Source organism: Brevibacterium sp. SMBL_HHYL_HB1 (assembly GCF_018208375.1).
GTDB lineage: Bacteria > Actinomycetota > Actinomycetes > Actinomycetales > Brevibacteriaceae > Brevibacterium > Brevibacterium intestinavium.
In genome coordinates, this window is sequence record NZ_CP062936.1 from 3820929 (window position 1) to 3846265 (window position 25337).

Genomic DNA, 25337 nt, shown 5'->3' on the forward strand with positions numbered 1-25337 from the left:
GCATGCCCTTCATCATGGTCCTGGCCATGGGCGTCCTCTTCGCCTCCGGCATCTACCTCATGCTCGAACGCTCACTGACCCGGGTCCTGCTCGGCTTCATCCTGCTCGGCAACGGTGTGAACCTGCTCATCATCCTCACCGCCGGCCGCGGTTCGGCACCGTTGACCGATGGGAAGGACCTGTCGACCGAGGGCATGTCCGATCCTCTGCCGCATGCGCTCATCCTCACCGCCATCGTCATCACCTTCGCCGTGACCGCGTTCCTGCTGGCGATGATCTACCGCTCCTGGAGGCTCATGCGCGCCGATTCGCTGCAGGACGACGACACCGACCTCCAGGTCGCGATCACGAAGGTCATCGACTCCGAGGCGGAGGCGAGCACGGACTACGACGACACCGAGTTCGGTGATGAAGCCGAATCGCCGATCATCGGCGCCATGGACCTCGACGACGACGGCACTCCCGCGGAGAGGGAGGACACCGCCGACGAGATCGACGAGGCAGCGACTCGGACCGAGGCCGATTCCATCGCCGAGGCGGCCGTGGACGCCCAGACCCGGGCGCACAGCGCCGACGAGGCCGAGGAAGCCGAGGAGGCCCAGGACGCGAAGCGACCGGAGGAGACCGACGACCCAGGGGAGCAGGGGGACCGACCGTGATCGATCTCCTGCCCGTCCTGGTTCCCCTGCCCGTGCTCCTGCCGCTCATCGGCGCCGGCATCGCACTCATCCTGTCGAAGAACACGCGCGCCCAGAACATCGTCTCGGTCGGCATCCTGTGCGCGGTCATGGTCATCGCCACGCTCATCCTCATCGGCACCGACGCGAACGGGCCGCAGGTGGTCGCCATCGGCGGCTGGCAGCCGCCGGCCGGCATCGTGCTCGTGGCCGACAGGCTCTCGTCCCTCATGCTCATCGTGTCCTCTCTGGTGACCCTGTGCGTGCTCGTCTACGCACTGAGCCAGGACGCCAACGATGACTCGAACGAGACGCCGATCTCCGTGTTCAACCCCAGCTATCTGGTGCTGTGCGCGGGCATCGCGAACTCCTTCCTCGCCGGGGATCTGTTCAACCTCTATGTCGGCTTCGAGATGTTCCTCGTCGCCTCCTATGTGCTGCTGACCCTCGGCGCCACGGCCGAGCGGATCCGGGCGGGCGTGACCTATGTGATCATCTCGCTGGTGTCCTCGGTCATCTTCCTCGCCGCCATCGGCATCATCTACGCGGCGACCGGCACGGTGAACATGGCGCAGCTGGCGGAGCGTCTGAGTGAGCTGCCGGCCGATGTGCAGATGATCCTCCACGTCATGCTCCTGCTCGGATTCGGCATCAAGGCGGCGATCTTCCCGCTGTCGTTCTGGCTGCCGGACTCCTATCCGACGGCCCCGGCCCCGGTCACCGCGGTGTTCGCGGGACTGCTGACGAAGGTCGGCATCTACGCGATCATCCGCACGGAGACGCTGCTGTTCGCCGAGTCCTCTCTGCGCGTGCCCCTGCTCATCGCCGCAGGTCTGACGATGCTCGTGGGCATCCTCGGCGCCATCGCGCAGTCGGAGATCAAGAGGATCGTGTCCTTCACCCTGGTCTCCCACATCGGCTACATGCTCTTCGGCGTGGCCCTGGGCACGAATGTGGGACTGTCGGCGGCGATCTACTACACCGTCCACCACATCATCGTCCAGACCGCCCTGTTCCTGGCCATCGGACTCGTGGAGATGCGGGGAGGGTCCACCTCGACGAGGTCGCTGGGCGGTCTCATGGTGCTGTCTCCCGTGCTCACGATCATCTTCTTCATCCCGGCCCTCAACCTCTCGGGCATCCCGCCGTTCTCCGGGTTCATCGGCAAGGTCGCGCTCTTCCTCGCCGGCTTCGACGACCATGCGTGGCTGCCCACCGTGCTCATCGTCGCGGGCACCGTGACGAGCCTGCTCACGCTCTATGTCATCGGCCGTACCTTCAACCTCGCGTTCTGGCGCGACCCGGCCGATGTCGAGGAGCCGAACGCGGATCTCGTCGACGAGTTCTCCGAGCGGAAGAAGACGCTGCTGGCCGGGAGGAAGTGGACCTCTCAGATCGGGGTGCCGCCTGCTATGGTGGTGGCCACCTCGGTGGTCGTCATCGCCTCCATCGCGCTCACGCTCGGGGCGGAACCGCTGTGGGGGATGGCGAATCGGGCCGCCGAGAATCTGCAGACCCCGGTCGACTACATCACGAACGTGCTCGGAGATGAGGACCGATGAGTGTGAACCGACCGCGTATGACGCGGGGCAGAAGCTTCGTCCAGCAGCTCGTGCTGCTGGCCTCCCTCGTCCTGCTGTGGCTGATGCTGTGGGATTCGGTGACCGTATTCACCATTCTGTCCGGCATCGCCATCGCCTTCCTCGTCACTCGCGTGTTCTACCTGCCGCCCGTGGTGCTCTCCGGCCGCTTCAACGTCTGGCATGCGGCCGTCTACGGCGTGTGGTTCCTCTATTCGGTCCTCCGCGCATCCATCGAAGTCGCCTGGTTCGCCTTCCGCAAGCGCGCCGTCGGCGCCGGTTCGGTCATCGCCTGCGACCTGCGCACGAGCTCGGACCTCGTGCTCACGCTCATCGCCGACACCGCCAGCCTCATCCCGGGCTCGATCATCATCGACAGCGACCGGGCGATGGGCATCCTCTACCTGCACTTCCTCGACTGCGACTCCGAGGAGAAGCTGCTCCGTGCCAAGGCGCAGGTCTATCACATCGAGGAGCTGCTCATCCGCACGCTCGGTTCGCATCGTGATCTGGCCGCACTGCGGGCCCGACCCGATCCGCTGAATGAGACCGAGGGAGGTCGCGCATGAGTCAGATCGTCATCGACGTCCTCATCGTCGCCGGTTCGGTGCTGCTGGCCGCCTCGGTGATCATCGCGCTCTACCGGATCGTGCGCGGACCGTCGATCCTCGACCGCATGATCGGCACCGATGTGGTGCTGGCGTCGATCATGTGCGGCCTCGGCGGCTATATGGCCATGTCCGACCGCACCGATCTGCTGCCCGTGCTCATCGTGCTCGCCATGCTCGGCTTCGTCGGATCGGTCAGCGTGTCCCGGTACGTGTCGAAGTCCGATTCGATGACGCCCGGTGCCGAGGCGGGCGCTCTGTCCGACTTCTCCAACTCCGATTGGCACATGCCGCAGGAAGCGAAGGAGGAGGGCCCCGCCGAGGCCGCTCCCGCCTCCGCGTCCGTCTCCACGGTCGATGAGGTCACCGAGAGCGAGGAGCCGTCGTTCGATCCGCACGCCGATGCCGCCGGTGAGGGGCTGGGCACCGGGCCCGATCCGGGGCCCGACGACGCCGAGCACAAGGGGACGGCGACCTCGGACGAGGAAGGGGAGAACAATGGTTCTTGACATCATCTCGGCCGTGCTCTTCTTCCTCGGCGCGCTCCTGTCGCTGGCGGCCGCGGTCGGTCTGGCGCGCTTCGGGGATCTGCTGTCGCGGATGCACGCGAGTGCGAAGCCGCAGGTGCTGGGGCTGATCCTCATCGCCGTGGCGATCGCCATCCAGTTCCCGACCTGGGCGACGGTGACGACTCTGGCGATCATCATCTCCTTCCAGCTGGTGACGATCCCCGTGGCCACGCACATGGTCGGACGCGCCGGCTATCGCACCAAGCACCTGCGTCGTTCTATGCTGTACCGAGACGAACTCGCCGAGGCTGTTGAGCGTGCCGAGGCCCGAGAGATCGCTTGGGAGAGGCAGAGAGGAATCGGAACTGACCGCCATGACGGCTGATAATCACAACGAGCCCCAACCGCTCGTCCTCGTCGCCGACGATGAGCCCGACGTGCTCGGGGCCGTGGTGCCCTTCCTCGAACGTTCCGGATTCCGGGTGCTGCCCGCCAGTGACGGACTGCTGGCCCTCGACGAGATCCACCGTCACGGTCCCGATGTCTGCGTGCTCGATGTGCTCATGCCCGGTGCCGATGGTCGACAGGTGCTCAGGCGCCTGCGGCAGGAGGAGAACTGGGTGCCGGTGCTGCTGCTGACCCAGGTCGGCGAGGGGGTCGAGAGGGCGATGGCGCTCGAAGAGGGCGCCGACGACTACCTCAACAAACCCTTCGACCCGCACGAGCTCGTCGCTCGGATCCGGGCCGTGCTGCGCCGGACCCGCAACGACGGTCCGCCCCTGGCCACGGCACCGGTGCTGGTGTCGAGCTTCGGTCTGCGCGTCGACCGAGTCGGCAGGCGGGCGTGGCTGGGCCAGCGGGAGCTCGTCATCACTCCGAAGGGCTTGACCCTGCTCGAGTACCTCATGGTGCACAAGGATGAGCTCATCGAACGCTCCCGACTGCTCGAGGTGCTGTGGGGGTTCGAGGAGGCCGTGGGCACCCGCGCCGTCGACTCGCGCGTGGCCGAGCTGCGCCGTGTGCTCGGCGAGGACGCCGCCGAACCGCGGTGGATCGCCACCGTGCAGGGCCGCGGATACCGCTTCGTCGGTGAGGTCCGCGGTGAGGACGGCCAGAGGCGCATATGACGAACTTCCTTGTCATCGAGGTCCAGGTCTGGCTGTTCCTGCTGCTCCTCGTCCTCGTGCTCGCCGGCCTGGCCGCGGGCGCGTGGTTCGGGTGGAGGCATCTGAAGAAGCGCGAGGCGCAGCTGCGGGAGTCCGTCGAGACCGCCGCGGCCGAGGATTCGATGACCAAGCGCAATCGGATGCTCATCCGCCTCGATCATGAACTGAAGAACCCGCTGACCGCACTGCGCACCTCGGCGGCGAGCATCCGTGAAGTCGTCCGCGACGGCGGCACGCTCGCCGAGGTGGAGCCTGCGGCCAAACAGGTCGATGTCTCCTCCCGCAGGGTGGCCCGACTGCTGGCGGATCTGCGCAGGCTCGCCGATGTCGAGACCCGCATCATCGAATACGCCCGCGTCGACCTCGATGCGCTCATCCACCAGGCCGTCGAGGACGCGTCGACGGCACCGGGAGCCGAGGACCGGATGATCGTGGCCACTGTGGCCCGCGCGCCGTGGCGGCTGCCCGATGTCGCCGGTGAGGAGGACCTGCTGCTTACCGCGATCCTCAACCTGCTCGGCAATGCGCTCAAGTACTCCTCGCCGGCCGAGGTCGTCGAGCTGCGGGCCAATGAGCAGATCATCGACGGCCACCGCTGGGTCGTCGTCGAGGTCGCTGACACCGGCAGCGGCATCCCGCTGGCTGAGCAGGAGGCCGTGTGGGACGAGCTCTCCCGCGGCTCCCGAGTGCGCGCGGTCGCCGGCTCCGGTATGGGCCTGTCGCTCGTGCGTGCCATCGTGACTCGTCATGGCGGATCGGTGCAGCTGCTCAGCCAGGAGGGGGTGGGCACCTCCGTGCGCATGGTCCTGCCGGTGCTGGCCGACGCCGCGCCCGTGACCGTTCCGCAGGTATCCGATCACATGGACCGGGTGGCCGCAGGTTCGCGGGCCGTGCAGCCGACACAGCAGGGGGACTCGCGACAGGGGCCGGGGTTCCTCCCGCCGCGGCAGCCCAACGAGGCCGAGATGCAGGGACGGATCCTCGGCACGCCGCGACGAACCTCGAAACGACGCCTCGAAAGGGTCGACGGTGCCCTCATCAACCGCGCGACCGGCGAATCCGTCTCCGGAGGTCTGCCGCCGGACTCCGGTCAGCACTCACAGTTCAAACCGCCCAAGGCCGGGCCGGGCGCCGGGGGACAGGGCAGTGCCGGATCGGGCGCAGGTCCGGGCGCCGGTCAGCCACCCGCGGGAAGCCAGCCCGGGCCCCAGAACTACGGCCCACCGGGACCGCAGAGCTACGGTCAGCCGGCTCCTGGGGCGGGCCAGGCACCTGCCGGCAGTCAGCCGGGACCGCAGCATTACGGCCAGCCGCCCGTCGGCAGCCAGCCGAGCAGCGGTCCGCACCAGCCGAGCAGCGGTTCGTACCAGCCCGAGCAGCAGGCTCGACCGAGCCACCCGCAGCCGCCGGGCACGGACTCGCAGCACCCGAGCAGGCGCAATCTGAGGGACCGGCAGTGACCCCTCCACCGTCGCGGAGACGGGCGTCGGCGAGTGCCTCGGCGGCGTTCCACGACTCGAGGCTCTCACCCGCCCCAAAGAGGCTCGCCGCAGCCGTCGGAGCATTCGCGGTGATCGTCTTCCTCAGCGGGTGCTCGGTCCTGCAGATCCGCACCGAGGACAAGGAGGCGGGTCCGGCACGGATCGCGGTGGAGAAGACCGCGGGTGCGCAGCCCACCGCCGATCCCACCGATGCGGGCATTCCCGAGGGGATGACGAAGAAGGCGATCAGCTTCGGCGACGGCTGTCCTGTGGACGTCAGCTTCGCCCTCGGCGAGGACTGGACCGAGGGCAGCGGAAGCACGAGCAAGTTCCATGTCTTCACCCGCGGCACCGACAGCACCGACTCCGATGTGGTCTTGGCCAGCTGCTCGGACGAATACGGCAGCAGCGCGCAGGAAGTCGTCGATGCGAAACGGCGGTACAACTTCTCCGAGCAGGACTCTCAAGTGCTGTCGGAGAGGACCGGATCACTCGACGCCGGTGAGTACTGGAGCTTCCAAGGCGAGCTGGGACCGACCGAGATCCTGGCCATCAACAGCGAACCCACCCTCATGTACGGGGTGCAGACCGGATACAAGATCAACGGACGCCTCGTCAATCTCTCCATCGAAATGCGCGCCCTGAAAACGCATGCGAAGGCCGCCGAGGAACTCGAGAAGATGCTGACGACGGTGACGATCGACGGCCAAAGGGTCCCGACGCCGAACTTCAGATAGTCCTCCGGGACGCAGGGCAGTTTCCCCACCTCTCCGGTACGCGGGGCATCTTCCCTGCTCCGATGGGGCGCCGGGCAGTTTCCCCACCGGGTCCGTCCCAGACTCCCGGTTGAGAACTAGGATGGAGGAATGACGACCCACGACGCTGTGACCCGACTCCTCGACGCCCGCCGCCTGCAAGGTCTCCTGACGAATCAGAGCGGTCGCGTCATCGCCCAGTACTCCCTCCTCAACTCCGAGGGGAACTCCTACCTCACGCATCTCGCCGACATCAGCGGTGAGCGGCCCCGCCGCATCACCCGCGGTGACCAGTCCATCGGCCCCGTGGCCCTGGCCGAGAACGGCACCATCGTCTTCGCCGCCAAACGCCGAGGCGAGGACGGCAAGGACGCCGAGAGCCCTGGCCTGTGGGCTCTGCCGGACAACGGGGAAGCCCGCAAGCTCGCCGATCATGACGGCGGCTTCTCCAGAATCGAGATCAAGGGCGACACCCTCATCGTCGAATTCCCCGTGCATACGTGGGCCGCCGACGAGAACGACCACCAGGAGTTCAGCGCCGAACGCAGCGAGGCGAAGGTCAGCGGCATCCTCCACACCGGCTTCCCCATCCGCCGCTGGGACCATGACCTGGGACCGGGCACACAGACCCTGGCCGTGGCCAGACTCGACGAGGCCGTGTCCGAGTTCCCCGAGGTCTCCGACGAACTCAGCCGTCCGACCGGACTCGACTTCCGGTACCTGTCCCTGCCCTCGGGCCGCCTCGTCGACTGGGCCGTCGACGACGAGGCCCGCTTCGTTCTCGTGCAGCTCGAGAAGCCGATTCCCGGCCAGCTCGAGGCCAGTGAGATCTGGCGCATCGACCTCGACGGCGAACCCGAACTCCGCCGCCTGACGAAACCGGCCGCAGACCACGGATTCGGCATCGAAGCCATCAGCCCCGATGGGACCAGAGCCCTGGTCAGCCGTGAGCAGTTCTGGACCGCGGAGACCAACCTCGCCGTCGAACTCATGGTCCTCGACCTCGAGACGGCGGCCCTGGAACCCGTCTGGCCCGAAGCCGATTTCTGGTTCTGTCCGATCTGGGCCGATGATACGACGATCGTGGCCAGTGCCGACGACCACGGTCGCGGCAGCGTCTTCATCGGCGCGCTCGGTGACGCGCGACCTCGGCGCCTCGTCGGAGGCGAGGGGCAGAAGTACTCGTTCTCCGGCCTGCGACTGCGCGGGGACACGGTCGTCGCGACCGCCTCGGCGATCGATGTCGCACCCCTGCCGGTCTCGATCGACCTGGGCTCCGGCGTCATCAGCGAACTCGCGAACCCGGCGACCGTCCTCGAGGAGGAGGGCACGCTGACCGAAGTGGAGACCCGCGCCGAGGACGGAACCCCGATCCGCGCATGGCTGGTCCTGCCCGACGGGGAGGGACCGCACCCGCTCGTCGTCTTCGCCCACGGCGGGCCGTGGGGATCGTGGAACGCCTGGACCTATCGATGGAACCCCGGGCCCTTCGCCGCCGCCGGCTACGCCGTGCTGCTGCCGGACCCGGCGATCTCCACCGGATACGGGCAGGCCATGATCGACCGCGGTCAGCAGCAGCTCGGCGGCAGGCCCTTCACCGACATCATGGCACTGACCGAGGCCGCGGGGGCGCGCGCGGACATCGACGAGGAGCACATCGGCCTGGCCGGCGGCTCCTACGGCGGCTATATGGCCAACTGGGTCGCCGGACACACGGGCAGCACATTCAAGTGCATCGTCACCCACGCCTCCCTGTGGAACACCACCTCGATGGGCCGGACCACGGACAACTCCTCCTGGGATCAGGCGATGCGGAAGCAGTCGGCCGAGTACTCCCCGCACCGCTTCGCCGCCGAGATCGAGGTCCCCCTGCTCGTCATCCACGGCGACAAGGACTACCGGGTGCCGATCGGGCAGGGCCAGGAGCTGTGGCTCGACCTGCTCACCCAGGCGAAGACGCCGCTCGACGGGGACGGCGACACGCAGCACCGGTTCCTCTACTTCCCGGACGAGGGCCACTGGATCCTGGGCCGCGGCAACGCCGAGGTCTGGTACCGCACCGTGCTGGCCTTCCTGGACGCGCATGTGCTCGGAATCGATGCGAACCGGGTCCGGACACTGGGGTGAGCCCCGACGCGATCCGCTGGAACCTGCCCGAGCCGATGGGAGAGCACCGATGACGCAGCCCGCACAGCCACCGAGCGCCGTGTGCGCAGCCGACCTCGCCCGCACCGAGGCGATCGTCCACGATGCCTCCATCCTCGACGGGGATCCCGCGGACCATTCGGAGAAATCCGCGGACACGTGGATCGCCGTATCCGGCGAGACGGTCATCGCACGAGGGCGCGGGCACGGCTGGAAGGATCTGGCCGCCTCGGCGAGTGTCGAGGTCATCGACGGCGCGGGCGGATACCTCGCGCCGGCCTTCGTCGACATCCACTGCCATGGTGCCGGCGGAGCCAGCGCCGAGGACGGCCGTGCGGGGCTGGACACGATCCTCGCCGTGCACCGACGGCACGGCACGCGCGCGCTCGCGCTGTCGTACGTCTCGGACACGATCGACGGTCTCTGTCGGTCGCTGACCGCCGGCGCCGAGCTCGTCCGGGACCGATCCGAGGTCATCGGCCTGCACGCGGAGGGCCCGTTCCTGGCCCCGGATTTCAAGGGCGCGCACGCAGCCGAGGTGCTCACGGCACCCACCCCCGAGGCGGTCGAGGCGATCCTCGCCGCCGCCGATGGGACGCTGGCCCAGATCACCATCGCCGCCGAACTGCCCGGTGCGCTCGATGCGATCGCGCGATTCACCTCGGCGGGGGTGCGCGTCGCCCTCGGCCACACCGCCGCCGACTACGACCAGGCCGCCGCCGCATTCGACGCCGGCGCGAGCATCCTCACCCATGCCTTCAACGCCATGCCCGGCATCCACCACCGTGCTCCGGGCCCGATCCTCGCCGCCCGCGAGGCCGAGCATGTCACCGTCGAGCTCATCAACGACGGCGTGCACGTCGTGGCCCCGGCCGCGCGGATGCTGCGTGAGCTGGTGCCGGGGCGCATCGCCCTGATCACCGACGCCATGGCCGCGACGGGGACGAGCGACGGTGACTACATGCTCGGATCGCTGCCGGTGAGGGTCGAGGACTCCGTGGCCCGGCTCGTGACCGCGGACGGATCGGTCGGCGCCATCGCCGGATCGACTCTGACCATGGGGGAGGCGGTCAGACGCGCCGTGACCGAGGTGGGAATGAGTCCCAGCGAAGCCGTGCAGGCGGCCGGTCTCGTGCCTCTCCGGGCCCTCGGCCTGACGGCCGGGCAGGCGGCGGGGCCGACGGACGGGCCCGCCGCAGACTCACTCCTGGCCCCGGGCATGCCGGCCGACCTCCTCCTGCTCGATCGCGATATGAGCATTCGCCGGACCTGGTACAGCCACTGACGACGCGGTGCGAGCACGGGCCCGCTTCGTCTGCGCTCGCCGGCCATGGCACGATTGGGGTATGGATGCCCTGCTCCTCATCGACACCGACGACGCCAGCTACCCCAATGATGACGCCATGGAGACCCTCGGTGAGATCGTCACCCGGACTCGCACCGTGGGCGGCGTGCTCATCTTCGCCTCGACGAAGGAGAGCCTCGCGGACACCCCGGACGAGGAGCTGAGCGTATTCGTGCCCGACGAGGAGGACCTCGTCCTGCGCTCGGACAATCCCGACATCTTCGAGGGCATCAACGACCTCGCTCCCGGTCTGCACGACATGGCCGTCGACCGCATCGTCATCGCCGGCGCCGACGATGCGCCCGGCGCCGTCTACGCCTCGGCGATGGCGGCGCTCGTGTGCAACTTCGACGTCATCGTCCTCTCCGACTCCACCACCGACCTCGACGGCGAGCCCGTCGACTGGATGGACGCCGCGGAGGAGGCCGGAGCCATGGTCAAGAAGACCGCCGACACCTGGCTGCGGATGTAGGCTCAGGCGCTCATCCACGCTCACGCGGGCCTGTGACTCGCCGTTTGTGGTCACCGCACCGAGGCGCAGCGGCCGAAAAGTCGGATTCGCCTCGGTGCGGTGACCACAAAATGCTCGTGCGCCGGGGCGATTTGCGCCGCCCCTGTGCCGGGCTCGAGGCCCCTCCACCGGGACCGGAGGTCCGCCGGGTTCGATGCCCACCCGCGGGGTCCGGAGGTCCGCCGGGTTCGATGCCCACCCGCGGGGTCCGGGATCCGGGGCTGACCGTCACAGAGAGAGGCCGGCATGTTCGAGATGACTGCGGATCTGCCGCTCGAGCATGCGCCGATCGGTGCGCGACGTGACCCTGATGAGTGCCCAGCCTTCGTGCTCAAGCGCGTTCTCTCGGTCGATGTCCATATTCCACTGCCGCCTGTCGGTACGGTGGAAATCGCTTTCGTACTCTATCGCCAACCGTGCAGCCGCATAGCCGAGATCCGGCCGAATCGTTGTGCTCAACTGCTGGCAGAAGATCTGGGGGTGGATTTCGGGCTCGGGCAGACCGACCGACATGATCCACAGCCTCAGCTCGGTCTCCCTGGGGGAATCCACGTCGGGTCGAATGAGAACAAGAGCGTCCTCGACTCCGCGTCGGTTCTTCACCGACTTCCGCGATGAGAAGTGGTCCGTCAGCTGCGGGAGAGTGCACAGCCGCGGGCCATGCCAGCTGCCGATCATCGCGTCCCCGACCATGACCAACGAAAGGAGATCGAGGGAAGCGGCGAATTGCAGGAACAGCGAGGGAGCAGTCATCAACTGGTGGCCGAGCACATTCGTCCACTGGAAATCAGCGACGCGGTGCAGGACGACTCCGGGACGGCGGATCCGCAGATTCCGATCAGCGGTGGACACGTGCAGCTGTCCATCCTTGCAGTCGCCGGGAAGCGGCAGCCCATAGAGCACCCCGGCCGACGCGTGGCTGGCCGCGACCTGCGGGTACTTCAACTGGAGGGCGCGGAGCATGAACCCCGTGCGGTCCCATTCGGTGTCCGCCCACTCGGGCGCGACCCTTGTGACCGGACGACTCGGGTCTGCGCGGACTCCGTACGTCACTCGCTCGGTCGGTTCGGGGGCTCGGAGCCTCCATTCGCTGATCCCGTGGTCTGCCGCATCGCCGGACAGGAAGAGCAGGGGTGCGGAGCGTTTGTCCTGATATCCATTCATCCTCGCATCATCACGATCGTGGTTCCCGGATGGAAAGGCCGACCGGAGAGGCTGTGGACGAAATCCGGCGTCCGGTGGGACTGTGGATGCGAGTGAGCCGAGCCGCTGTGCCGGCAATGAGGAAACGAGCCCGATGCCGCATTCCGCGTGAAGCCGGTGCTGTTTGGCACCTGACGAGGGGTGATGGACCCGGCAGTAGCCTCAGACATGGTCACCGCGCCGAGGCGAGAACGCCAGAACCGTGTTTTCGCCTCGGCGCAGTGACCACAAACAGGTCGGATGCTGTGGACAGGGAGCGCATGAGTCGGTTCGGGCGAGCGTCAGAAGAGCGGCTGCGGCAGCGCATTCTCCCACTCGAGCAGTCGGCGCTTGGTTTCGAGCTCATGCCCGGGCAGGCCACCGGAGTAGCCGCCGAGGCTGTCACCTGCGATGACTCGGTGGCAGGGAACGATGATCGGAATCGGGTTGAGGCCCATGATCCCGCCGACGGCACGGGCCGGAATTCCGGTGCCGCTGGCCTCGGCGAGTTCGCCGTAGGTGACGGTGGTCCCGGCCTCGACGGTCTCGGACAGAGTCGTGAGCACCGCTTTTGCGACATCCGAGATCGGTCCGAAGGCGACCGGGAGGTCGAAATCGCCGAGGCGGCCGTCGAAGTAGGCGCGCAGCTGAGCGATCGCCTCGACGAGGATGGGATCCATGCGGCCGTCCGTCGCCTGACCCCGATCGAGATCGCGAGCGCCGGCCGAGTGATCGCGGTCGGGTTCGCCACCGGCCGCGTCGGCGGGGGAGGAGCGCCATTCGAGCCCGACGACGCTCCGTCCGTCGCTGCTCACGGTGATGGGGCCGACCGGGGTCTCAAACGTGCCGATCGCGCGGTCGGAGGTGCCCAACGCCCGGCCCCTTTCACCAGTGAGGAGTTCGCGGCCGCCGCGAGTGCTCGGCGGCGACCGCTGTGAGTGTATCGGATCAGCCTGCGAGATCGCCGGCGCGGTAGTCGTCGACGAAGTCCGGGTTGTCATCGAGCCATTCGGCGACGGCGTCTTCCAGGTTCTCTCCGTTGTACTCGTCCTCGGAGAACATCAGCGCTTCGAGGTCAGCGAGCTGTTCTTCGGACATGGCGAAGTTCTTCACTGCCTGTGCCACGTACGGGAACTTCTCCGTGGAGTCCTTGTTGCCCACGTTGTAGAGGATCTCCTTCTCGCCGAGCGAGTTCGTCGGATCCTCGAGGTCGCGCATGGGGAACTTGTTGTAGGCCCAGTGCGGGTGCCAGAGTGTGACCGCGATGTTCTGGTCGGCATCGGTGGACTTCTTCACCTGTGCGAGCATCGCCGGAGTCGACGAGATCTTGTATTCGAGCTGCTCCAGGCCGTAGTCGGGGATGACGTTGTCCTTGACAGCCTTCGTCAGTCCCGCTCCTGCCTCGATGCCATAGAGGGTGTTGTCGTATTCATCGGCCATGTCCTTGAGATCTTCGATCGACTGCGCCGGGGAGTCCTCATTGACGGCGATGGTGTTCTGTGCCGCACCGTACCAGCAGCCCAGGACATCGATGTCGTCCTTGACCGAATCATAGTAGGAAGCATGAGTGGTCGGCATCATCATGTCGGTGTGGAAGTCGATGTCACCGACGGAGACTGCCTGGTAGGCGGGTCCGGCTTCCAGCTCCTGGATGTCGACGGTGTATCCGTCCCTCTCCAGGAGATTCGTCAGTGTGTAAACGCTCGCGTACGTCTCGTCCCAGCCGTTGAAGACGGCGAAGGTGACGTTCTTGTCGTCGTCAGGGTCGAGGGAGTCCAGGTCCTCGGAGTCAGATCCGGGCTCGCATGCGGTCCAGTCCCTGTCGCCGGCCGCCGAGGCCGAGTCGTCTCCCGAACTGCCTCCGCTGTTGCTCACTCCGCAGGCTGAGAGGGTGAGCACAGAGGCCGCCGCGAGGCTGCCGAGCTTGAGAATCGTTGAACGTACCGTTTCATTCCCTTTCGGTGATTCGTTCCGGAATCGAGAATTCCCCATTCCAGAACATATGTGATCACAATCGGTTGCGAAAAGTAAGGAGGGTGTGCGGCAAACTTTCGTTCGCGGCACACCCTCCTCACTGGTTGCGCTGTATCCTTCTTTCGTCAGCGGCAGTCGATGACGTTCGTCTCAGTGGCGAACCTCATCGGTGTGCCGAGCCCGTCGGCTCGGTCTCGGTCACTTGGCGAGTTCGCCCTTCTTCCACTGGTCGACGAAGTCCGGGTTCTCTTCCAGCCAGTCGGCAACGGCCTTCTCGTGGTTGTCGCCGCCGTAGTTCTCATCGGAGAACATGAGGTTCTCGAGGCTGGCCAGATGGTCATCGTCGAGGACGAGGTTCTGCAGAAGCTGCGCGACGTAGGGGTGCTCCTCGGCAGCTTCCTCACCCGAGAAGCTGAAGATGCGCTCGGCATCGCCCATGGCACCCTTCGGGTCCTCGAGGTCGCGAACCGGGAAGGCGTCATAGGCCCAGTGCGGACGCCACAGGGTCACTGCGACGTTCTCTCCAGCGTCTGTCGACTTCTTCAGCTGTGCGAGCATCGCCGGAGTCGAGGAGATCTTGAAGTCAAGGTTGTCGAGCCCGTATTCCGGGATCGCCTTATCCTGTGTGGTCTTCGTCAGACCGGCACCGGCGTCGATTCCGTACAGCGTGTTGTTGTACTCATCGCCCATGTCCTTGAGATCGCCGATCTCCTGCGCCGGCGAGTCTTCGTTCACGGCGATGGTCAGCTTGGCGTTGTCGTACCAGCAGCCGTGATCGACGAGCTTGTCGCCGTACTGCTCGATGTAGCTCTCGTGCGTCAGCGGCAGCCAGCCATCGGTGAAGAAGTCGATGTCGCCCTGCGCCACACCGGTGAACATCGGTCCGGCGTCGAGCTCCTCGGTCTTGACCGTGTAGCCGTCCTCTTCGAGAACGTTCTTGATCAGGTAGACGGTGGCGTAGGACTCGTCCCAGCCGTTGAAGATGCCCAGAGACACGTCCTTCTCATCGTCCTCGAGGTCCGCGACGTCCTCCGACCCGTCACCGGGTGTGCACTGCGACCAGTCCTGGCCGCCGGCATTCGTGTCGTCGTCACCGCCGCCGGCGGGCTCGCCGCCGGTGTTCGATGCTCCGCACGCCGTGAGGGCAAGCGCACTGGCGGCGAGGATGCCTCCCAACTTGGTCAAGGTTGTCGATTTCATGTGACTCTCCTTTGTTGCTTGAATCGAATGGTTCGGGGTTACGCGGCCGCAGCCTTGTGGGCGCGTTCGATCGGAGTCTTCTTGCCGAGGGCGGCAGTGACGCGGTCGAGGAAGATCGCAACGACGACCACTGCCAGGCCGGCTTCGACGGCGAGCGGGACATCGAGCTGGCTGATGCCGCCGACGACTGCGCCACCGAGGCCGCCGGCGCCGACCATGCCGGCGAGGACGACCATCGACAGGGCGAGCATGATCACCTGGTTGATGCCGGCCATGATGGTGGGCATCGCCAGAGGGATCTGGATCTTCGACAGAATGTGACCCGGACTGGCGCCGAAGGCCTGACCGGCCTCGACGACCTCGGTGTTGACCTGGCGAATGGCGAGTTCGGTCAGCCGCACGCCCGGAGGCAGGGAGAAGATGATCGTTGCGATCGCGCCCGGAGTCTGGCCGATGCCGAACATCAGAATCGCCGGAACCAGGTAGGCCAGAGCCGGCATCGACTGCATGAAGTCGAGGATCGGTTTGACCACGGTCGACACCCAGCTCACCTTGGCGGCGAGGATGCCGAGCGGAACGGCGATGATCAGCGCGACGAGGACTGCGACGATGACCAGAGCCAGGGTCGACATCGTGTTGTCCCATTGGTCGAGGGCACGGACGAAGTAGAACCCGATGAGGGTGAAGAGGGCGACTTTCCATCCGGCGGTGAAGTACGCGATCACAGCCAGAATGACGATCATGATCAGGTAGACCGGCGAGGAGAAGATCAGGTAGAGGAAGTCGTACAGGCCGCCGAGGACGAGGTTGATGAAGCTGAGCAGCCCCTGGAATGCGGACGTGAACCAGGTGAGGAAGTCATTGACCCAGTCACCGAGCGGCAGCCGCGGATTCATGAAGTCCATCAGTGCTTACCTCCTTCTCTGTCGGCCGCGTCCCCTGTGGTGGCGCCGGCTCCTTGATCCGCTTCACTGCCGGTGGCGGTGCCTTTGGAGACCGGGGCCCCCGCTGCTGCCGGTGTCGACTGCTCGTCGGTGAACGCGGCACCGTTCGCGCTGTCGGCCTCGGCCGCACTCGGTGAGACGAGCATCGGTTCGGACTCCTCCTTGACCGGCGGGATCTCGCCGGTGGCCGGGCCCGGATCGGCCATGGAGTTGAGCAGGGCCACGCGCGGGACGATTCCGAGCAGACGCCGGTTCTCATCGACGACGGTCAGCGGAACCTTGGCCGTGGAGCTGGGGGCGAAGAGTTCGGAGATCGGGGTCTCCGGGCTGACCGTGAACAGGTCCGACTTCTCCACGATGTCGGTGATCGTGTGCTTTCCCTCGCGGGCGGCCTTGACCACCCTGCGGTCGCTGACGAGTCCGACGACCGTGCGGTTCTCGTCGAGGACGAGCAGACCGGAGGAGTTGTTGTCCTCCAGGGTCTTCATGGCCAGGCGCGGTCCGGCCTCGATGCTGATCGTGGCTTCGGTCTCGCGCATGATCGACGACGCAGTCAGCACTCGCGTGCGGTCGACGTCCTGGACGAATTCGGCGATGTAGTCATCGGCCGGCTGCGTCAGGATCTCCTCGGAGGTTCCGATCTGGACGATGCGGCCATCACGCATGACAGCGATCCGATCGCCGAGGAACATCGCCTCGTTGAGGTCGTGGGTGATGAAGATGATGGTCTTGTTCAGCTTCGACTGCAGCTCGACGAGCTGCTCCTGCATCTCGCGACGGATCAGCGGGTCGAGTGCGGAGAACGCCTCGTCCATGAGCAGGATGTCGGTCTCTGCCGCGAGCGCTCGCGCCAGACCGACGCGCTGCTGCATACCGCCGGAAAGCTGCTGCGGGTACTTGTCTCCCCAACCGTCGAGACCGACGGTCTTGAGCCATTCCTCCGCCTTCTCCAAACGCTCGGCCTTCGACACACCCTGGACCTCCAGGGAGTAGGCGGCGTTCTCTCGCACCGTGCGGTGCGGCAGCAGTGCGAAGTGCTGGAACACCATCGACACATGCTTGCCGCGGACCTGCCGCAGGGCGGAGGAATCCGCCTTCGAGATGTCGGTTCCCAGGACCTCGACGGTCCCCGCTGTGGGCGCCCACAGCCCGTTGAGCGTACGGATCAGGGTCGACTTACCCGAACCCGACAGGCCCATGACGACGAAGATCTCGCCCTCTTCGACCTCGAAGCTCGCGTCGATGACGGCAGCCATACCCATTTTGGTGAGGTCGTTTCGGTCGGCACCTTCCTCGAGCCGTTTGATCACTTCATTCGGCCGTTTGCCGAAGACTTTGTAGACATGTGATGCCTTGACGACAACGCTCATGTGCTTCCTCCTTGCATTCTTGGCTCTCCGCAAGAACGAGAGGCTTCACCCCCGTTTGCACGGTTCGGTGAACGTCGATCCGATTGGCTCGATTGCGCACAGGCCTCACCGCACACGGATATCTGATCCATCATTGTAGGTTTGTTCAGTAACTTCGGCAGAGATTCTTTCCCAGATATCCGGCGCGGCGCTCTTGACTAGGGGTCTGACCTGGGACGATATACCACCGTGCGTTACTTGATTGTTATAATCGGCAGTTGGAACAGATAGATGTTCCGTTAATGGGTTTGCTACCGAATGAGATTTTTTGTTGCAGGAAGCGGCCTTGGGCTCAGGCGGGACTCGGCATCGCCGAGGACAGGAATCGGACGATGGCAGGGGTGACCACTTCGGCGAACTCCTCGAAGAAGCCATGGCGGCCCTCGGGCAAGATGAGCATCCGGGAGCCGGCGATGCGCTCGTGGAGGATGCGGGCATTGCCGACCGGATTCATCCGGTCCTCGTCGCCGTGGACGATGAGCGTGGGGGCCTGGATCTCGGGCAGCCGGTCCCAGGCATCGTGGTTGGCGCTGATGCGCAGGTGAGCGGCTGACTCGGCGGCCGTCATCGTGCCATCGCCGAGCAGCTTGCTGTGCGTCGGCGACACCGTCCAGTTCGGAGTGTAGAAGAGATCGAACAGATAGCGAATGTGCTCGGCCCCGCGCAGGCGGGCCAGGGACTGACCGACCTCGCGCGGACGTCTGATCGCATGCTTCCCGCCCGGGGACGTGCATCCGAGTACGAGCGCGCTGACCCGTTCGGGGAAGTCCAGGGCGAGCATCTGCGCGACGCGTCCGCCCATGGACGTGCCGTAGACGGCGGCCCGATCCACGCCGAGGCGGTCGAGCACCTCGGCGGCGTCGGCGGCGAAGCTCGCGGTCGACAGCTCGTCGAGCCCACCGCGGCTGCCGCCCGTGCCTCGGTAGTCGAAGGTGATGGTGCGCAGCGCCGGTTCGAAGTCCTCGCGCAGACCGTCCCACCATTCGTGGGAGTTCGCCTGTCCCTGGAGCAGGAGGAGCGCGGGAGCATCGTCGGGACCGCTGACCTGGATCGTGAGCGGGAAGCCATCGCGTGTGCGGATCCTGTGAGCGTTCCTCGTCTCCACCCGTGCTCTCCTGCCTGTTTTCGATCTGCGCCTACGCTTGTGGCATGAAGCCACTGCCATTTCTCAATCCTGCCGCAGGAACGCCCGCCGTGCGCAATCCTGCCCGACCGGCCGTGATCGTTCCGACTCAGGCCGTCGACGCCGATGAGCTCGCCGCCGAGTGCGCGGCGGCGGAAGCCACGGGCGTCGTCGATGTCATCGAATGGCGCGTCGATCCGCTGCTCGCCCGTTCGCTGGGCGCTGAGGGAGCCCCCGGTGTTGGGAATTCGCCCGCCGAGGCGGTTCTCGACCTGCTTCCGGCCGCCGCCGGGGCCGGCCTGCCGGTTCTGGTGACCGTCCGGACCGCGTTCGAAGGCGGGCTCGTCGATATCGGCGAGAGCGATTACGCGGAGGTGATGCGGGGTCTGATCGCCGGACTGACCGGGGGCCCGGTGCCCTTGGCCGTCGACGTCGAGATCGACCGGGCGGAGGCGCCGGGACTCATCGCCTCGGCACGGGAAGCCGGAATCGCGGTCATCGCCTCACACCACAGCTTCGAGTCCACGGACTCATATGAGTCGCTGCTCGCGACGTTCCGCGCCATGGGTGAGGCCGGTGCGGATGTGGCCAAGGTGGCGATGATGCCGCAGAACCCGGCCGAGGTCGCGCGACTGCTGGCCGCGACTGACGAGGCCGATTCTTCGCTGAGTGTGTCCGTGCTCGGCATCTCGATGGGCCCCGCGGGGCGGGCCAGTCGGATCATGGGGGCGGATTTCGGCAGCTGCGCGACATTCGCGCAGGTCGGCCGGGCCTCGGCGCCGGGCCAGATCGACGCCGTCCGGCTGGCCGAGATCCTCGACCGCGTCTGCGACTGACGGGCAGCGGCAGACGCGGTCGACGGCGGCCTCTCGTGGCCGCTGAGTCGGTCAGTCGGAGATCTCTTCGGCCTGCTTGCGGAACTTCTTCGGCAGGGCCTCTTCGCCGAAGCTGTTGCGGACGGTGTTCGCGGCGATGCGCTGCACGACGAGCTGAGCCACGGCCACCCCGACGCCCGAGACGATCGTCCAGGCCAGGGCCTCGGACATCGAGACCTCGTCATCGACGGGGTTCGACGGCGCCGGCCGCTTCGTCGACTTCTCCCATGCGAAGGTCAGGGTCTTGCGAGCGACGAATGCGGCTGCGATGGGCGCTCCCACGCCGATGATCTGCCAAGCGAGCTTTCCCATGCTCGTGTCCTTTCCTGTGAAGCGAGGTCCCTTGGCGACGCTGCGCCAGGGGAGACGTGTTCCGTCGCAGTCAACACTAACGCAGGACGCGGCGACGCAGGTCCAGCGGCACAGCGGTGGGCCGGGTCCGGCAGCGCAGCGGCGAGGCTGCCGGTCGAGACGGGCCCATCTCATACTTTCGGGGGATGTGCTCGCGGGCGCGGCGGGATAGCGTGGTGTCACGCTTCGGTCGCAGTCGGACGCGGGCAGTCGGGCACGACCGGCCCCGAGGCGCATCAGAGAAAGGCCCGTCATGGGAAAGAAGTGGAAGACGAGGATCGTCGTCGGGCTGTTCGTCTGCGGTGGGCTCGGATTCGTCCTGGCGCTGCTGCCGGGACTCTCGAGCATCTTCTGGCTGCTGTGGCTGACCGGCTGCGCGGCCTGCATCCTCGGCCTCGTGCTCGCCGTCACGCTCCCGGCATCGCCGACCTCCGAGGCCCTGCCCCGTCGCTGAGCCGCCCGGGTCGCGACAGAGCCGCCCGCCTCGAGGGCGCGCCGCCCCTGCGGTTCGCCGCGAACGTCAGCCTGCTCGGATGATCGTCTGGAACCTCTCGGTGAGCACCTCGTCGACGGCGATCGCGTTGCCGTCGAGCTCGCGCAGCGCCACGGCCGTGCGCATCGATGACACGTACCATGCGCCGTCGGCGGTCTTGACGTCCTCGAGGCTGAGATCGGCGTATTCCGCCCGCAGTCCGAGTTCATCGGCGTGGTCGAAGATCAGCCGCTGCGTCGTGCCCGAGAGCAGGCCTGCGTCGGGATCGGGAGTGAGCAGGCGGTCGCCTCGGCGAATGATGAGATTCGAGGTCGGTCCCTCGAGGACGATGCCGTCGTGGGAGACGAACAGGGCCTCATCGGCATCGTGGGCTCCGGCATAGCGACCGGCGGCCTGATTGACCGCATAGGACAGCGTCTTGGCGCCGAGGAGCAGCCAGGGAGCCTTGCTTCCGATATAGGCGTCATAGCCGCGGTCGAGGCTGACAGCGGTGATGCCTCGTGTGCGGATGGTGAGGATGTGCTCGTCCACGGGCACGGGGAACGCCCAGCCGCGGGGGCGGGTCTCGCCGTCGTCGTTCTGGCTCCCGCGTGACATCGCATAGCGGATCCCGAACTCGGTGATCGACGGATCGGCCGCGGTCACCTCGGCGATCACCGCGGCGATCACCCGATCCCACAGCTGTGGGTCGGGTTCGGGCAGATCCAGCGCCGAGGCGGAGTCGCAGAACCGTCGGAAGTGACGGTCGCGCGAGACGATGGTGGGTTCGTCCCCATGCAGGCTGACCAGCACGGTTTCGAAGATTCCGTCTCCGCGATGGGCCGAGAGATCGGTGACCGGCAGCTGAGCGGCGGTCAGTTCGGTGAGTTCGTACGTCGACGCGGTGGGGTCGACGAGGATGAGCGTGTCGGTCATGCAGTGCCTCCGAAGAGCAGTCCCAATGCGTAGGTCACGGCCGCGGCCCCGAAGCCGATGCCGAGCTGGCGCAGCGCGCGCGGTCCCGGCGACTTGCCCGAGAGCAGTCCGACGATGCCGCCGGTGATCAGCAGGGCGATGCCCACCAGTCCGGCGGAGAGGAAGACCGCGGCCAGTCCGGACATGCCGAAGATGTAGGGCAGGATCGGGATAAGCGCGCCGGAGGAGAAGAAGCAGAAGCTCGACACGGAGGCACCGAGGCCTGTGCCGAGCTCATCGCGGTCGACCCCGGGATCGAGGGCCGGCAGCCTCGGTGCCTTCCGGTTCTTCGCCGCGGCGATCGTCCGGTTCGCGCGGGCCTCGGCGTCGCGGGGTTCCATCCCCCGGGCGCGGAAGACGAGGGCGAGCTCATTGGCGTCGATGTTGAGATCGGCCAGGGCGTGCCGGGACTCGGGGTCCGGGGTCGAGGCCTCGAGCAGTTCGCGCTGCGATCGCACGGAGATGTACTCCCCGGCGCCCATCGACAGGGCGCCGGCGAGCAGCCCGGACACGCCGGTCAGCAGGATGACCGAGTTCGACACCCCCGCCGCACCGACGCCGAGGACGAGTGCGAGGTTGGAGACCAGGCCGTCATTGGCGCCGAAGACGGCGGCGCGGAAGTTGCCCGACAGCCGGGCGCGGGACCGGGCGGCCAGGGCCCGGACCACCTCGGCGTGGATGCGTTCGTCGGCGGCCATCTCGGCCGAGGCCGCCTCGTCGTCCTCGTAGGGCGAGCTCGTCTCGGACTGCTGTGCCAGCGCGAGGACGAAGACGGAGCCGAACATGCGACCGAGGAAGGCCAGGCAACGGGTGACGAGGTCTGCGGAGCGGCGCTTGTCAGCGTGTTCGCCCAGAAGTGAGATCCAGTGCTCCTGATGGCGTGACTCGGCGGTGGCCAGTGCCAAGAGGATCTCCCTGTCCTCTCCCGAGCGGCGCTCGGCGAGATCGCGATACACCCGCTCCTCGAGCCGTTCATTGGCGAGGTAGCGCTGCCAGCGGCGAATGGTTCGTCTGTCGGGCGAGGCGGGCTGGGCCCCTCCGACGGATTCGTTGGTCGTCACTGGTCCAAGTCTAATCGGCCCGGGTGACTTCGGCATCAGGGTGCCGGTCGGGGCGGGTCGGTTCCGCAGGTGCGAAACCATTCGGTGACCGGTTGTTATCAATTCGTGATATTAAACCTCTCGGATGTGGGTTAGATTAAAGCCCAATGTGAGTTGTGTCACCGTTTCGTTATAGAGGAATCGATTCGTTACCAATGACGAGTCGTGGCGGAACGTCAGAATCGAGCTTCCCCACAGCGCAGTCGACAGGGCCGACGCCGGTGTGAAAGGCCACACCGCGGCGGTCGGTTCCGGCGCGTGCCTCCCATGTGATTCTGCGGCACGAACGAGGAGCGAAAGGAACTCCATGAAGTTGCGCACGAAGGCCTGGCTGGCGGCCACCGCCGCGGCCGGCATGGTCCTGGGCGGGGTGAATCCGGCCGCGGCGGCGGGAACCGCCGGACCGACCGAACACACTGATATGGGCGTCACCGGCGGTGCCGTGATGGAGCATCTGCAGAAGATCTCCGATATCTCCACCTCCCATGCCGACGAGGGCTTCAGGTCCTTGGGCACTCCCGGCTACGAAGAGGCCGTGGAGTACGTCGAGTCGACCCTCGAGGCCACCGGCGCCTTCGACGTCGAGCGGCAGGCCTTCGAGGTCGAACAGCAGACGTTCGACACCGTCGAGGTCAGCGTCGACGGCCAGGAGCTCGAGGTCACTCCGGCCAGCCTGACGGAGGGCACCACCGAGCCGCTGACCGATCTGCCCGTGGTGCTGCCGGTCGATGACGACTACGGCGATCTGGCCGGCGGGCAGCTCGGCTGCGAGGCCGCGGACTACGACGAGTCCGCCGAGGGCGCGCTCGTGCTCGCCGTCCGCGGGACCTGCTCCTTCGGTGAGAAGACCCAGGCCGCCACCGATGCCGGGGCCGCCGGAGTCATCATCTACAACAATGACACCGACAATCCCGACGAGGAGCTCAACGCCACCCTCGGCGAGCGGATCGAGAACGGCGCCCCGACTGTGACCGCCACCTACAACGTCGGCAACGACCTGCTCACCGAGGTCGAAGAGGCGGCCGAGGGTGAGGTCCCGACGGCCGACTTCACCCTGGAGACCGAGTTCGTCACCTCGACGACCTGGAACGTCATCGCCGAAACCAAGGCCGGCGACCATGACAATGTGCAGATGTTCGGCGCCCATCTCGACGGTGTGGCAGAAGGGCCCGGGGTCAATGACAACGGTTCCGGCTCGGCGGCCCTCCTGGCCTCGGCCGAGGCCCTGGCCGAACAGCCGACCGAGGTCGACGATGCCATCCGCTTCGGCTGGTGGGGTGCTGAAGAGGTCGGTCTCGTGGGCTCGACGGAATACGTCGAAGGCCTCAGCGAGGCCGAGCTGGGCAAGATCAAGGCCTATATGAACTTCGACATGATCGGTTCGGACAACTTCATCGTCGGCACGCTCGACTCCGATGGGTCCGACGTTCCGATCCCCGATGACGTCAACGTCCCCGAGGGCTCGGCCGAGCTCGAGAAGGTCTTCACCGACTACTTCGCCGACATCGACCAGCCGAACGTCGGCACGGACTTCTCCGGACGCTCGGATTACCAGGCGTTCATCGACAACGGCGTTCCCGCCAGCGGCCTGTTCTCCGGTGCCGACGGCACGAAGACCGCCGAGGAGGCCGAGATGTTCGGCGGCACGGTCGGTGAGAAGCACGATACGAACTACCACCAGCCGACCGACACGATCGACAACGTCAGTCAGGAGTCCCTCGACATCTTCGCTCCGGCGATCGGGTTCGCCGTCCACACACTGGCCTACGAACTCGTCGATGAGCCGACGGACCCGCCGACCGAACCGACGACTCCTCCCACGGACCCCACCGATCCGCCCACGGAGACGCCGACAGAAACTCCTGACGAACGAGCACTGAGCATCGATCCGAAGACGATCGAAGCTCCGGACTTCGTCGGTGACAAGGGCGTTGAGGTCACAGCCACCGGCTGCACCGCCGACACCACGGCGACGATGACCGTCGACCCGCAGAACGGGAAGATCGAGAAGTTCGAGCAGACCGCTGAGGTCGGCGAGGACTCCACGGCCCGATTCGGAGTCCGCGGCCTCGATGACTCGAAGGTCGAGTCCTATATCGGCGCTTACGAGGTCGCCGTCGACTGCGAGGGCGGAGATCCGCTGACCGGATCCTTCGAGGTCGTCGCCGCCGACGAAGGCCCCGGGGCCGGTGACGGCGGAGGCGGAGACCTGCCGCGCACCGGCAACGAGGCGCTGCCTCTCGTCCTCTCGGCCGGAGCGCTCATCGTGCTCGGTGTCGTGATGACCCTGGGCTCGCGCCGCCGGCAGAAGAGCTGAGCCGAACGGCCGACGGGCACGACCCGTCGAGCCTGAGGCGCCGTGATCCGCGCGGGCCGGTGAACAACGACGTTCACCGGCCCGCGTCGCTCTGCGCACCTCTCGCCGGCCCTCAGGGGCCGTTCACCTTGTCCGGGCACAATGGTCTTTCGTGACTCCCAAAAGCTTCTTCAAGTTCTTCGCCATCGCCGAGACCGTCACCTGGTCGCTGCTCATCCTCGGCATGATCCTCAAATACGTCACCCACACCACCGAGGTGGGCGTGCGCATCGGCGGAGGCATCCACGGCTTCGTCTTCATCTGCTTCGTCATCGCCGTCATCGGCGTCGGGACCTCGCAGCAGTGGAGCAAGCGCCGCATCGCCATCGGACTGGGGTCGGCGATCATCCCGTATGCCACGATTCCCTTCGAACGCTCCGTGGAGAAGACCGGGTCCCTCGAGGGCGACTGGGGTCTGGGCCGGGACGGACGCACGCCTCAGGGCTGGTTCGAAGAGCTCACCGCCTGGTGCATCCGCTCGCCCTGGTCGGCCATCGGTCTGGGGCTCATCTTCGTCATCCTCGTCTTCTCGGGCCTGCTGCTGGCCGGCCCTCCCGGCGAATGGGGCAAGTGAGCCGCGGGCCCGCCTCGGCGCGGGG

Annotated in this window: 25 protein-coding genes; 15 read left to right on the forward strand and 10 right to left on the reverse strand. The window is 66.7% G+C overall.

Features of this window, described 5'->3' with window-relative positions; all coding sequences use genetic code 11:
* Positions 1-2: 2 nt before the first annotated feature.
* The 11 genes from IG171_RS17425 (at position 3) to IG171_RS17475 (ending at position 10738) form a co-directional block, all read left to right on the forward strand.
* A complete protein-coding gene (locus tag IG171_RS17425; protein WP_349252159.1) occupies positions 3-659 on the forward strand; it encodes a Na(+)/H(+) antiporter subunit C in 657 nt (218 codons plus the stop codon).
* Positions 656-2239 (forward strand): Na+/H+ antiporter subunit D, encoded by a 1584-nt coding sequence (locus IG171_RS17430; RefSeq protein ID WP_212128580.1) that lies wholly within the window; start codon positions 656-658, stop codon positions 2237-2239. The genes IG171_RS17425 and IG171_RS17430 overlap by 4 nt, the downstream gene beginning before the upstream one ends.
* Positions 2236-2826: a Na+/H+ antiporter subunit E gene (locus IG171_RS17435; RefSeq protein ID WP_212128581.1), complete on the forward strand. Its 591-nt coding sequence runs from the start codon at positions 2236-2238 to the stop codon at positions 2824-2826. The genes IG171_RS17430 and IG171_RS17435 overlap by 4 nt, the downstream gene beginning before the upstream one ends.
* Entirely contained in the window at positions 2823-3374 is a 552-nt protein-coding gene (locus IG171_RS17440; RefSeq protein WP_212128582.1) for a monovalent cation/H+ antiporter complex subunit F, read from the forward strand. The genes IG171_RS17435 and IG171_RS17440 overlap by 4 nt, the downstream gene beginning before the upstream one ends.
* A complete protein-coding gene (gene mnhG, locus IG171_RS17445) occupies positions 3364-3759 on the forward strand; it encodes a monovalent cation/H(+) antiporter subunit G (protein ID WP_212128583.1) in 396 nt (131 codons plus the stop codon). Before IG171_RS17440 ends, mnhG begins: the two co-directional genes overlap by 11 nt.
* On the forward strand, positions 3749-4501 hold the full coding sequence (locus tag IG171_RS17450; RefSeq protein WP_212128584.1) for a response regulator transcription factor: 753 nt from the start codon (positions 3749-3751) through the stop codon (positions 4499-4501). Before mnhG ends, IG171_RS17450 begins: the two co-directional genes overlap by 11 nt.
* Positions 4498-6000, forward strand: coding sequence for a HAMP domain-containing sensor histidine kinase (locus IG171_RS17455; RefSeq protein ID WP_212128585.1), 1503 nt, complete (start codon positions 4498-4500; stop codon positions 5998-6000). Before IG171_RS17450 ends, IG171_RS17455 begins: the two co-directional genes overlap by 4 nt.
* A complete protein-coding gene (locus IG171_RS17460; protein ID WP_249203790.1) occupies positions 5997-6758 on the forward strand; it encodes a hypothetical protein in 762 nt (253 codons plus the stop codon). Before IG171_RS17455 ends, IG171_RS17460 begins: the two co-directional genes overlap by 4 nt.
* A 129-nt stretch (positions 6759-6887) precedes the next feature.
* Positions 6888-8903 carry a prolyl oligopeptidase family serine peptidase gene (locus IG171_RS17465; protein ID WP_212128586.1) on the forward strand — a complete coding sequence of 672 codons (2016 nt, stop codon included), beginning with the start codon at positions 6888-6890 and terminating at the stop codon, positions 8901-8903.
* A gap of 49 nt (positions 8904-8952) precedes the next feature.
* Complete coding sequence (locus IG171_RS17470; RefSeq protein ID WP_212128587.1) at positions 8953-10206, forward strand: amidohydrolase family protein; 1254 nt, start codon at positions 8953-8955, stop codon at positions 10204-10206.
* Between the two features lie 61 nt (positions 10207-10267).
* Positions 10268-10738, forward strand: a complete 471-nt coding sequence (locus IG171_RS17475; protein ID WP_212128588.1) for an isochorismatase family protein — start codon at positions 10268-10270, stop codon at positions 10736-10738.
* A gap of 267 nt (positions 10739-11005) precedes the next feature.
* On the opposite strand, the gene IG171_RS17480 is transcribed toward IG171_RS17475, so the two are convergent.
* From IG171_RS17480 to IG171_RS17510, 7 genes are all read right to left on the reverse strand, one after another.
* On the reverse strand, positions 11006-11941 hold the full coding sequence (locus tag IG171_RS17480; RefSeq protein ID WP_212128589.1) for a hypothetical protein: 936 nt from the start codon (positions 11939-11941) through the stop codon (positions 11006-11008).
* Between the two features lie 320 nt (positions 11942-12261).
* Positions 12262-12831 carry a methylated-DNA--[protein]-cysteine S-methyltransferase gene (locus IG171_RS17485; protein ID WP_249203791.1) on the reverse strand — a complete coding sequence of 190 codons (570 nt, stop codon included), beginning with the start codon at positions 12829-12831 and terminating at the stop codon, positions 12262-12264.
* Positions 12832-12907: 76 nt separating this feature from the next.
* Positions 12908-13834 carry a glycine betaine ABC transporter substrate-binding protein gene (locus tag IG171_RS17490; RefSeq protein WP_249203792.1) on the reverse strand — a complete coding sequence of 309 codons (927 nt, stop codon included), beginning with the start codon at positions 13832-13834 and terminating at the stop codon, positions 12908-12910.
* 297 nt (positions 13835-14131) lie between these two features.
* Positions 14132-15133 carry a glycine betaine ABC transporter substrate-binding protein gene (locus tag IG171_RS17495; protein ID WP_212128592.1) on the reverse strand — a complete coding sequence of 334 codons (1002 nt, stop codon included), beginning with the start codon at positions 15131-15133 and terminating at the stop codon, positions 14132-14134.
* 38 nt (positions 15134-15171) lie between these two features.
* Positions 15172-16038, reverse strand: coding sequence for an ABC transporter permease subunit (locus IG171_RS17500; protein WP_249203793.1), 867 nt, complete (start codon positions 16036-16038; stop codon positions 15172-15174).
* Entirely contained in the window at positions 16038-17447 is a 1410-nt protein-coding gene (locus IG171_RS17505) for a glycine betaine/L-proline ABC transporter ATP-binding protein (RefSeq protein WP_212128593.1), read from the reverse strand. The genes IG171_RS17500 and IG171_RS17505 overlap by 1 nt, the downstream gene beginning before the upstream one ends.
* A 331-nt stretch (positions 17448-17778) precedes the next feature.
* On the reverse strand, positions 17779-18591 hold the full coding sequence (locus IG171_RS17510) for an alpha/beta hydrolase (RefSeq protein ID WP_212128594.1): 813 nt from the start codon (positions 18589-18591) through the stop codon (positions 17779-17781).
* Between the two features lie 44 nt (positions 18592-18635).
* Between IG171_RS17510 and aroD the strand changes: the two genes are divergently transcribed.
* Positions 18636-19445 carry a type I 3-dehydroquinate dehydratase gene (gene aroD, locus IG171_RS17515; RefSeq protein WP_212128595.1) on the forward strand — a complete coding sequence of 270 codons (810 nt, stop codon included), beginning with the start codon at positions 18636-18638 and terminating at the stop codon, positions 19443-19445.
* Between the two features lie 51 nt (positions 19446-19496).
* On the opposite strand, the gene IG171_RS17520 is transcribed toward aroD, so the two are convergent.
* Entirely contained in the window at positions 19497-19796 is a 300-nt protein-coding gene (locus IG171_RS17520) for a DUF4235 domain-containing protein (protein ID WP_212128596.1), read from the reverse strand.
* Between the two features lie 292 nt (positions 19797-20088).
* Between IG171_RS17520 and IG171_RS17525 the strand changes: the two genes are divergently transcribed.
* Positions 20089-20289: a hypothetical protein gene (locus tag IG171_RS17525; RefSeq protein WP_212128597.1), complete on the forward strand. Its 201-nt coding sequence runs from the start codon at positions 20089-20091 to the stop codon at positions 20287-20289.
* 66 nt (positions 20290-20355) lie between these two features.
* Here the strand turns inward: IG171_RS17525 and IG171_RS17530 are convergent, their stop codons facing one another.
* A complete protein-coding gene (locus tag IG171_RS17530; protein WP_212128598.1) occupies positions 20356-21243 on the reverse strand; it encodes an aminotransferase class IV in 888 nt (295 codons plus the stop codon).
* Positions 21240-22343 (reverse strand): VIT1/CCC1 transporter family protein, encoded by a 1104-nt coding sequence (locus IG171_RS17535; RefSeq protein WP_249203794.1) that lies wholly within the window; start codon positions 22341-22343, stop codon positions 21240-21242. Before IG171_RS17535 ends, IG171_RS17530 begins: the two co-directional genes overlap by 4 nt.
* A 346-nt stretch (positions 22344-22689) precedes the next feature.
* On the opposite strand from IG171_RS17535, the gene IG171_RS17540 reads away from it, so the two are divergent.
* Both IG171_RS17540 and IG171_RS17545 read left to right on the forward strand, forming a co-directional pair.
* Positions 22690-24699 (forward strand): M28 family peptidase, encoded by a 2010-nt coding sequence (locus tag IG171_RS17540; protein WP_212128600.1) that lies wholly within the window; start codon positions 22690-22692, stop codon positions 24697-24699.
* 151 nt (positions 24700-24850) lie between these two features.
* Positions 24851-25312: a DUF3817 domain-containing protein gene (locus tag IG171_RS17545; protein WP_212128601.1), complete on the forward strand. Its 462-nt coding sequence runs from the start codon at positions 24851-24853 to the stop codon at positions 25310-25312.
* The last annotated feature ends 25 nt before the right edge of the window (positions 25313-25337 follow it).